7 protein-coding genes and 1 pseudogene are annotated in these 9,987 nt (G+C 57.6%); 3 read left to right on the top strand and 5 right to left on the bottom strand.

The features are described 5' to 3' along the window. Positions 1-426: 426 nt before the first annotated feature. From EN955_RS31450 to EN955_RS31465, 4 genes and pseudogenes are all read right to left on the bottom strand, one after another. A pseudogene (locus EN955_RS31450) lies at positions 427-674 on the bottom strand (nucleotidyltransferase); the annotation flags it as partial. Positions 675-960: 286 nt separating this feature from the next. After that, on the bottom strand, positions 961-1,746 hold the full coding sequence (gene xth, locus EN955_RS31455; protein ID WP_024505822.1) for an exodeoxyribonuclease III: 786 nt from the start codon (positions 1,744-1,746) through the stop codon (positions 961-963). A 20-nt stretch (positions 1,747-1,766) separates the two neighbouring features. Continuing rightward, entirely contained in the window at positions 1,767-1,934 is a 168-nt protein-coding gene (locus tag EN955_RS31460) for a DUF3606 domain-containing protein (protein ID WP_081714477.1), read from the bottom strand. A 376-nt stretch (positions 1,935-2,310) separates the two neighbouring features. Beyond that, on the bottom strand, positions 2,311-3,009 hold the full coding sequence (locus EN955_RS31465) for a hypothetical protein (RefSeq protein ID WP_245265436.1): 699 nt from the start codon (positions 3,007-3,009) through the stop codon (positions 2,311-2,313). 362 nt (positions 3,010-3,371) lie between these two features. Here EN955_RS31465 and EN955_RS31470 point away from each other — a divergent pair, with 362 nt between their 5' ends. Continuing rightward, positions 3,372-4,559, top strand: coding sequence for an FkbM family methyltransferase (locus tag EN955_RS31470; protein WP_024505823.1), 1,188 nt, complete (start codon positions 3,372-3,374; stop codon positions 4,557-4,559). A 53-nt stretch (positions 4,560-4,612) separates the two neighbouring features. Here the strand turns inward: EN955_RS31470 and EN955_RS31475 are convergent, their stop codons facing one another. Next, on the bottom strand, positions 4,613-7,411 hold the full coding sequence (locus tag EN955_RS31475; RefSeq protein ID WP_024505824.1) for a glycosyltransferase family 25 protein: 2,799 nt from the start codon (positions 7,409-7,411) through the stop codon (positions 4,613-4,615). Positions 7,412-8,489: 1,078 nt separating this feature from the next. Here EN955_RS31475 and EN955_RS31480 point away from each other — a divergent pair. Together EN955_RS31480 and EN955_RS31485 are read left to right on the top strand one after the other, a co-directional pair. Then, positions 8,490-8,804, top strand: coding sequence for a hypothetical protein (locus EN955_RS31480; RefSeq protein ID WP_024505825.1), 315 nt, complete (start codon positions 8,490-8,492; stop codon positions 8,802-8,804). Positions 8,805-8,885: 81 nt separating this feature from the next. Continuing rightward, the coding region (locus EN955_RS31485) for a DUF4347 domain-containing protein (RefSeq protein WP_127223524.1) at positions 8,886-9,987 on the top strand (1,102 nt) is incomplete at its 3' end.

The following is a 9,987-nucleotide window of genomic DNA, read 5'->3' on the forward strand; positions in this document are numbered from 1 at the left end:
GAGGACGGCGGCACAACCGTGCCGACGCCGTCTTCAAATGCCGACTTCTTCTACAGCGTCACCGGCAAGTGCGACTTCAACAAGCGCCCCTCGATAACGGCCCTGACACAGTAGGAGGTGCATCTCTGTGCCCTTTCATTGTCCCTTCCTCCCTGTGAAAAAGCGGCCGAGCGAGGCTCGGTCAGATGGGAGGTGATCCAGCCGCTCTGAGGGCTGCTCGTACATTACCGGTTTCAGCCAAAACTGGCGGCCCGCAGCACTCGCGCGCAGGGCGACAAAAAACACCGGAGGTTTCGCCTGATGGCCTTCCTGTTGCTGTTTTGGGGAAACACCCCTTTGCCGGCCGCTACGCGGGAACCGGCGACATGCCGATTTCTAAGGCGATGGAGGAGTACCGCTTTCCGTACGGGGCGAACGCCGCCGCGGCAGTTTGCGATTGTTCACCACCACCAGCCGATCGAAATCCGAACGATAGCCCTTCCTGGTATGCGGCTCGTCGACCCAGTCGCCACGCGCATAGGACCCAAAAGTATGATCTTGAGGACGCGCCCACGCCTTTTGAAGTCGGCCGTCCCGCCCTTGAGGGCATCCTCAAACTCCTCGAGAAGGAGTTTGACCGTCTTTCTCAGCTCGCGCTGTTTTGGTGGCGGGAGGTTGTCGATGCTGGATTTCATAAACAAAGGTCGGTCGACCATTGCGTACATAGCCGAGACAAGCCTCGAATCTACAGACTGACGCGTTTGCCCGCGTGAAGCAACGTGGTCAGTTCCCACGCATTCGATGCTGTCGTTCCCAAGTACCTGCTCGTGCGGATCGTATGGAGATCCAAACACAATATTCCGCTCGGTGGCAAAAGTAATGCGCGACGCCACGTGGTCCGAAGAATGACTACAAATGTCGGACAAAGGGGGCGAAGTCTGGAGCAGCCAGCACCGTCTGAATCGGACGGCATTTCAAGTCTCAACTCGGGCTATCAAGTTCTATCCATGCAGGCGCATGATCGCTCGGCTTCTCCCATCCTCGCGTCTCTGCATCCACCCCCGCATTGCGAAGCCGGGACGACAACGAGGGACTGACCAGCAGATGGTCCATTCGCAGGCCAGAACTCCTGTCGTAACCGCCCCCATAGGAGTGATTCCAATAAGTGTAGACACCCTTGTCCGGATGGATGCGCCTGAGCGCATCGGTCCAGCCGTCCTCAAGCATATCGGCATAGGATTGGCGACTCTCGGGAAAGTAAACCGCATCGCCAATCCATCGTCGCGGCACCACGGCATCAATCGGAGTTGGGACGACATTATAGTCGCCGCACAGCACGGTCGGCGCGCCCTCTTGGAGAAGAGCTCGGCCGTAGCGCATCAGACGGTCGAACCAGCGCAGCTTGTAGTCAAACTTGTGACCAGGCGCGGGATTTCCGTTTGGCAGGTAAAGACAGCCGACAACTAGCCCGCCGATCTCCGCCTCGATATAGCGGCTATGGCTGTCGTCAGGGTCGCCGGGAAGCCCGCGTCGGCGCTCGATCGGGTCTACTCCGCGAGCCAGGATAGCGACGCCGTTGTAGGATTTCTGGCCGTGCCAGATCGCGCGGTATCCCGTCTCGCGGATCGCCCCAATTGGAAACTTCTCGTCAGACGTTTTCAGTTCCTGCAGGCAGACGATGTCGTAATTCGTAGTCGTCAGCCACCTAAGGAGCACGGGCAGCCGGCCATTAACGCCGTTCACATTGAAGGTGGCTAAGCGGATCATTTGCGCACGCGAACGGTGGTCTATTCTTTCAGCTTGTCCTCAATCTTCTTGCGGCTGTTGCCCACCGATTTCACGTCAGCCTTCCTCGCGCCGGTCTTGCCCGCCTCGTATTTCACTTCATTATCCTGCCCGCCAGCAACCTTCGCGCGGTCCTCATTGTGTCCACGGGTTGTTCCAGTACTGGCCATTTCGTCCTCCAAAGGATTGCCATTCCAGACCCGATAACGCCGCCAGACTCTTCCGGTTCAATCTGTCGACTACCGCTTTGAACCGAATTCCACGCACACGATTGAATCGAGCCATGAATTCGAGTTCGACAAGTTGATGGGTATCGCGCTCAGGTCGCGATTCCGGCCCATGTTGCATGTCGCGCGGCCTGACCAGTCCTGCCAGAGCTCACGATGGCGGACTCGGCGCCGAAAAGCGCCGCGAGCCGAGATGCCATATCATAACGCCAATGTGCGTGTGAGCCCGCGAGCAAGGAAACGACCGACATGTCTTTGACCGGACACGGTCATCGAGCGCAGGCTAAGCCGGTCCGTCGCCTACCGGCCTAAGCGCTCTTCACTTGGCCCGCTGTTGAACGTGCAGCAGATCACGCAGGCGGATCGGCAATCTGGGCGAAGCGCGCAATTCGACACAACTCGCCTCCCAGTGTCCGAGGTACTCGGCGATCGGCATGCTGGTGCGGCCAGGCCAGCGGTTGAGTGCCCCCAAAGCCTCTACGCAGTCCGGCGCGCGGCCGTATTCGGCGAGGATGGTCAGCGACATTGCCTGGGCGAACGGATTAAGAGCGGGCATTTCGATCTCGCCGCGGTGGTCGGCGAACCACGCAGCGGCGTCGCGCGTGAGCCCCTGGCTTTCAGCGAGCGCTGCATAACGATCGATGATGTCCTGGCGGTACCGGGCGATGGCATCGCCGAAGGCATTGTCGCCGGCGAAGGGCGGCGCCTCCTTCCAGCTTTTCGCCAGACGTGCGAGCCCACGCAGCGAGTGGGCCTCCACCATGGTCTCCTCGATCCATTGGCAAGGCGGCGCCGGCCTGGCGTCCGGTTGCCAGCTGTTGCAGAGCACATGGCCGAGTTCGTGCCCGAACTGGTAGGCGAGCTTCGACCAGTCACGCTCGCCGATATATCGACGATGATCCAGGCCATACTGCTGCCGTCCGGATGCAGCCAGATTGCCGGCGTGCCGGAAGTGTGCTCGTCGACACGCAGGCGCGTCGGCTGGCGGTCGGACAGCAGGCGGACGCCGTCGAGGCATGCATGCCGCATGCGTTCGACGACCTGATCAGCGGCTCCCTCAAGCATGTGGCCCCAGTCGCCGGCAAGCTCGATGGGGGCGGTTAGGAGGTTTGGTTGCGAGCTAGCTGAGGAAGGTGGGGAAGACATGACCCCGTAGCCTGTGCTCCAACCGCCCGAGGGTGTCAACGCCACTGGTGTGAGGCTGCCGGCCACTGAACCTGCAAGCAAATTTAGGAGATCTCGTCGCAGCAACTTCGAAACTCGACCATGTTGCCCTGCAAGGAGAAAAATAGGAAGTCCAGCTTGTTCTGCCATCGGCCGAGGTCTAAGCGTAGACCCCTTGAGGGTTGAACTACTCGGAAGCGGCTAGGGGACTCGAGGGTGGGCGAGGCGATCTTTTCCAAAACGTATGTTGGCGATGCTTTATCAAGCTGGCAGGTCGTCCACGAAATGTCGAGTCATATCGTTGGCGGAGCTTTGGTCGTTCGCGACAGTGACCGCCGTGACTGGCATCTTCTAGGACTTCACGATTCAGCTTTTCTGTTTCGAATGGTTCGGATGAGGTGCGTCCTCAGATTCTTCCCCACGACCACCACAAACTTCTATATCCATCACTATGGTTCTTTGGATGTTGCCGAAATTGCACTCGACGGCACCATAATAAACAGGGGTATCAGTCACACCATTTCGATCAACGCTCATCCAGATGACACGATCGAGATCGATGTGAGCTTTTTGAGTTGCCACGGGTCTCTCTCAATAGGCTGCTCCGACAATGGTCGTCCCGTCTACGCCGGCACTGGACTCGAACAGTTTGCACTCTTGAGCGTTCTGGTTGAAACGTTTGATGCATACCCGGAGTTGTCTCGCACGCCGGCAGAGGAGCGGATCACCCTCGTCGATGTTGGCGGCCAAGGAGGGCTACAGCTCAAGTGGATGCTGCGAGCCGATCATATTACGCCCGTCGTGTTCGAACCCTTGTCGTCGGAAGCGACGGTGATACGACAAACCCTCGATCGAATTCCGGGCGCGCAAGTGGTGGAAAAGGCGCTGGCAAACACTTCTGGCCCCCAAAAGCTGTATATTACTGCCGGATCATACTGCTCGTCTTTGCGAGAGCCAAACTTTGAGATCCTGCAGAACTACTCAGTAGCCCGTGTCTTCAACGTTGTCAGCATGCAAGAGGTCGAATGTGTTCGATATGACGAATTGTTCCGCGCAAGCGCGGTTCCGTCACCGGATGTTATAAAAATAGACGTCCAAGGTCTTGAATACGAAGTTCTGCTTGGTTTCGGCCACCTTCTGGAATCCTGTTTGGCTATCGAGCTGGAAACGCATGTTGTTCCGATATATCGAGGACAAAAGCTGATTGGTGACATAGTCAACATTCTGGGCGATTTCGGTTTCGCCCTACGCCAGCTTAATCAAGTACCGCACTTCGATGGCGATGCAGTCGAGTTTGATGCCCTTTTTACGAAGAGGCGCGACAAGGTTGCAACTCTTTCTGATCTAGAAAAGCGAAAATTTGCTGTAATCATTCAGGCGTTAGGAATTCTTCCGTACCCGTGAGGCCATGAATAGAACGACCGTTCGCCAGCGATCGAGGTAGAGTCCTTCAAAGCTCACCCCTGATCCGTCGCCACTCGATCTGAAGGTTGCTCATCGTCTAGAATAACGAGTGGCGGCATGCAAAGAAAAGCTTGCATCGAGCCGTATGCCGCACACATCGCGCAGTCAATGCCCGTGTCGTCAAGGACGACGCCAGTTCCAGGAAACGGGATAAGTCTGCTGCGGAGCGGCAGACACTTTTCCAGAAGTATCCGCGCACCCCTTGGTGTGATTGTGTATGCCTGAAGCCCAAACGAATGCTCTACCTTGATAAGGAATCTGGAGGAGAATTTATCGGACTGGAACAAGGCAGTTCTATTAGTATATTGACGATCGTAGAATTCCATTTTGGCTTTTGAGAAACCAAGGTCCAGCCAGAGAAAGGATGGGTCAAAAATATAGCCCCACTGTATGATATCCCAATCTGCCCGTGCTTGAGATATAATACTGGTGGATTCCTCCGTGAATCGAAACGATGACCGAATATCGTCTTCGAAAATAGTTATTGTCTTGTTTTCTGAAGCCGACAGCTGCCACAAGCTGATATGGGATAGAGCGCACCCCAACGTGCCCGGGGGATACGGACAATCACTGGTAATCAGACCTTCCTTGATGAGCGCCTCCCTGTCGAGAGAAGTGCCGTCAACGGCTGATACGCGAACGGTATTGTGCAATAAATGCCAGTTGTTACTTTGGTACCTGCTCCAGCGCTCGACGCTGCGGTCTAGGTTTATCAGGTGAATTTTCGGGGAACCCGTCGGCTCGACAGGCCGGGCTGGCATCGTCCCGGAGACAGAGGGTGTGGCGGCAGTGAATGCGGAGGTATCGCCCGCACCATGCAACAGCGCTCGAGCCCGCTCGATGCCATCACTCACATGGTATTGGCCATCGCCAAAGGTGATGTAGCCATAGACTTGTCGGTTATCCATATACTGGACGATTCCGGCCTTCCTGGCGCTGGCAGCAAAGACAACGTACTCGTACCGCGATGTGCCGTCCTCGTATGTCAGTTCGGTCAGCACGTCAGCCCGGACAAGATATGTGCAATGCACGAGCGGCACCTCGATGGCGCCGCGCACGTGGCGGTTGAGCACCCAACCATACTGATCGCACTGCAAATAATACCCGTTGGCATCGATCTCGGCATGAAAGTTCGAATAATATTGGCCCGGCGAGATAGAGCGAAGCAGAGGCGCGACGATTGGCAAATCAAGCGCGACAAGTTCTCGCAGCGTGGCCGATCGCACGAAATTGTCGACGTCGGCCACGAAATAGAAATCGCAGCCGTGCTCGAGCGTTTTCCGCAGACTTATGTTGCGGATTCGGCCAAGCACCCTGAAGCGCGTCTCATTCCATTCGTGCTCGCCAAACTGCTCAACACGATCGACGACGTCCGAGGCGTCGATTTCGACCGCCGCATAGAGGTGACCCACGCGCTCTACCCATTCGCGCAGTATATGCTCGGTCCTGTCGGTATTGTTGTTTGTCCTGATGTATAGGACGATCGATGCCTTCGGGTAGTCGAGCGCCTCGATGCACTCGAGGTAAAGCGGCAGTGCCGGTTCCTTCTGCTTTGCCAGGATTGCAATCAGGATGCGCGGTGAACCCTTCAGGCGCGACCGCAGCGAACGCTGCCGGATAAGCTTGTGCTGATCGATCAAGCTCTCTGTCCCGAACGCCCCGAGATTCGACGGTTCATGCACCGGAAGCTTGTCAGTGGCGAAACGCGCGTTGGCCACCACGCGCTTCGCCATTTCCGCCGGCAATTTTTCGCTGGCGAGCAATTTCAGACAGGCGTCGAGTGAATCCCGGTAAGCGCCTGTCCAGTAGGCATTGACGGCAAATTCGTCGAGCAATCCGTAATCGTAGACCCAAGGCTGTATGAAAAGTCCGGGGGGTTGCGCAAGGTCGAGCCCTCGACGCGCAAATTCCGCTCCCTCCGCGTTCCGGCCCTGGGTGCGGCAATAGAGGCTCGCGGCGTGAAGAGCTTCAGCGCGGGCGGGAACGGCCTGCGTCGCACGCTCAAAGATTGCAACGACCTCGTCGAATGGCCGTCCCAGCGCTGCCATGAGATTGCCCGCTTCGAGCAGGCTGACATAGATTTCCTCGTCCCAGAAGCCCAGCTCGGCGCGCTTCAGATAGTTTGCCAGCGATTTTTCACGTTCTCCGGAATCCCTATAGCTCTGCGCCAGATAAAAGGTGTATCGCGAAATAAGGAACGGGTCGGTCTCCGTAGCAAGCGCGCTTTCAAGAACCGTCGCGTCGTCCTGGTACTTTCGCGGGTTTTGACTGCGTGCTCCGCCACGCCCCGTCGCCACGCGAAAACCCTTGGCGGTCTCGCGTGTGAGATGGCCGGGAGGGGCCTCGAGATATTCGTGCAGCACGCCCTTGAAGGAGAAGGGAAGCCGGTTGCGGCAAATCTGCGGGCGATAAAACGAAATGCCCCCATGGGACACCTCGACGTCGTAGAGATCGTGTTCCATGTTCGACTTGAACGCGATCGGATCGAAGTCAGCGTCTTGGACCACGACGTCGTCGGCGTCGATGATCATGGCGTAGTCGACCGTCTCGACTTCACGCAGGCGGTCAAGGGCAAAGGTACGGTTGTACGCAAAGTCCCGCCAAGGCTCGTCGATGACTGTGCCTTTGACATTGTGAAGGGTCAGGAAGGTACGGATGACGTCCTGCGTGCCGTCCTCGGAACCCGTGTCGATGACGAGCACGTAGTCAACGAGAGGAAGGGCGCTGGCGAGGCATTGCAAGATGACCTTTGCCTCGTTCTTGACGATCATGCACAGGCCGATGGTGCTCATGCTAATCCCTTGGCGGAGCGACGTTCGTTACACGCTGCTGGAAATTGTTGAAGGGAATTCCTGCGCCTTTGTCCGGCTTTATATCTCATGCATCACCCCGCCGCCTTGGCCATTTGCATGACCTTTGTTGCAAAGAACGATTGCCCCTTCACAGCCAAGTGCTGCCTCAACCCGTCCATTGTTTAGCCAGCGCTTTCCGTCGCAGCAAGGGTCTTGCGGTCGCTCGGGACCAGAGGGTTAAGAACAGAATTTCCCGTCGACCCAATCGCTGAGGCGCAAATTCCGCCGCGACATCGAGGGTTCGACGCGAACCAGAGGGCACCCTTAAGCCTCGGATTTTTCGATGCGTTCGGCCCATGCGCGCCATTTGATGTCGACCGAAAGTAGTTACTCATGGTCCACAATTAATAAATTGTTAACTTGGTTATTTACAAGTTGCTAATTTTAGATTTTACTAATGTCTTGTGTTGAGAGGGTTCCCGCGAACCGGGCAGAGGGCCTGTTGGGCTGCGTCTGCGAAGCCAGGAGAGTGTCTGGAGCAAGTCACTTCGTGCGTGAGGGCGTGGCAAGTGTGTGGTGACGTGCAAGAGCAGACGTTGTACGGCCTTGAACTCAAGGCCGGCGTTTTCCCAAATCTGATGTTCCCCCCGCAAGCAGTTGGTTCCCTCGTTAGTCGTCGTCGAGAAATCGGCGACACGCGTGACGGGAGTGACCATGGTTGGGGTGATACCGTGTACGAGTCGATGGGGCCGTGACGCAGGCTTAGGCGTAGAACAACGCCTGAATTACCCGCAGTTGGCCAACAGCACGGATTACCCAGCGATTGATGGGTATTCCTCGGTGTCCTTTGGACGCCTCACTCACCTGGGCGAAGACAACTGGGGCGCCATCCGATCGAGCGGCACGAAGAGGCTGCCAAGCCTTGCGCACCCGTCTCTTAGACCTGCCCGCAATGCGGCAATGCGCGCGACCGGCCTCACCGGGCGCCCGCGCTCTGCAGCCATTGAACCAGCGATTGAAATCTAAGGTACGACCAAGAGAAGCTGCGGCCCGGCCGCCGGCGACCAAGGAGAAGATGATGAGCTTCACGGCAGGATTTGCGGCTATGGAAGTCACCGTTCGAGGCATTTTGCCGATCGGCGACACGATTGAAAATGTAAATTATTTCATTCTGGACACGGCCAAGAGCGCTATTGTCGGTCAGGTCGTTCTTCCCAGAGCCGCCAAGCGAAGCCTCGCTGTCGCCCTCACCGTCAAAGTCCCAAGCACCGCCGGCTCGCTTGCCATTGGGACGTTTGATGAAGGCGGGAACTTCCAGGTCGCCAACTTCCTCCGCGTGGAGACGCCAGTCGTGGAACGTCCCCACGGCGCCGTCGGGCCGTCCGGGAGGTAAATCTCTTTGGTCGCAGCACTTGCCGGCTAGGCCAGTGAGTGGCTGCCGGTGAATTGAGTTCGAAGCCAACAGGAGCCAGTCATGGCCCGTGCCTCTGAAGTTCTTTTTGTCGATCCTTCAGTTTCCGACCTCCAGGCGATTCTCGGCAGCGTGCGACCCGAGGTTCAAGCGATTGTGCTCAACGGCCGCCGACCGGCGGCGCGGCAGATCGCTGCCGCGCTCGCAGGGCACGCAGGGCTCGATGCGGTGCACGTTATCGCACATGGTGGGTCTGGGCGTGTCGGCTTCACAGCAGGGGAGTGGTCATCAACTACATTGCAGGAAGAGGCCGAGGATCTTGCCGCAATCGGCCGTGCGCTTGCCAAGGACGGCGAGCTGCGGCTGTGGAGCTGCGAAACGGCATCGGGGGATACGGGCGAAGCCTTCATAGAGGCGCTGGAAGAGGCAGTAGGCGCGGACGTTCTCGCGTCCGGGTCGCTGATTGGCGCGGCCGCCCTGGGCGGCTCCTGGGAGATATCCTCACGCGTAGGCTCGTCCACGCCCTTGCCTCCAATGACTTCGGCTGGCGTGGCCAGCTACTCGGGGGTGCTTGCGGCTGATCTCACACTCAGTGGGGACATAACTGCCGGCGGCAGCTCTTCGGCTGTTAACACGTATTATGTAGTGGATACTCACGTGGCTCCGCCGACTAATCCGGCGCTTAATCGTGCGGATGATACAGTCGTTGGTAGCTTTCAGCTACCATCTGCAAACCAGGGCGGTTTAATAAATGACTTTTCTGCGACCATAACGATCCCCAACACTACTGATATTTATTTCGTTTATGACAGCAATTTCAAATTATACGGCACGCTTTCCCCGGTTGTAGGAGGTTATAGTTTTACACCCGTGCTTGCTAATAATGGCGATAATGGCAATTTCTTTGATACCGCTTCTTTTATCGCCACCACAGGTCAAGTAGGCGCGACCGGACCCGCCGGAGCGACCGGCGCGACCGGCGCCACGGGTGCGGGCTCGACAGGTGCCACGGGCGCGACCGGTGCCACCGGCTCTACTGGAGCAACCGGCTCGACTGGCTCGACTGGAGCAACAGGCTCTACTGGTGCGACCGGATCTACCGGAGCAACCGGCTCGACCGGCGCCACAGGAGCAACCGGTGATACCGGTGCAACAGGCTCTACAG

This window comes from Mesorhizobium sp. M7A.F.Ca.CA.001.04.2.1, from assembly GCF_003998485.1.
GTDB classification, from domain to species: Bacteria; Pseudomonadota; Alphaproteobacteria; order Rhizobiales; family Rhizobiaceae; genus Mesorhizobium; species Mesorhizobium ciceri.

What these genes read in the sequence shown, in the direction of transcription:
- xth (WP_024505822.1), bottom strand. Translation starts at nt 1,746, where the DNA reads ATGATCCGCTTAGCCACCTTCAATGTGAACGGCGTTAATGGCCGGCTG.
- EN955_RS31460 (WP_081714477.1), bottom strand. Translation starts at nt 1,934, where the DNA reads ATGGCCAGTACTGGAACAACCCGTGGACACAATGAGGACCGCGCGAAG.
- EN955_RS31465 (WP_245265436.1), bottom strand. Translation starts at nt 3,009, where the DNA reads ATGCCTCGACGGCGTCCGCCTGCTGTCCGACCGCCAGCCGACGCGCCT.
- EN955_RS31475 (WP_024505824.1), bottom strand. Translation starts at nt 7,411, where the DNA reads ATGAGCACCATCGGCCTGTGCATGATCGTCAAGAACGAGGCAAAGGTC.
- EN955_RS31480 (WP_024505825.1), top strand. Translation starts at nt 8,490, where the DNA reads ATGAGCTTCACGGCAGGATTTGCGGCTATGGAAGTCACCGTTCGAGGC.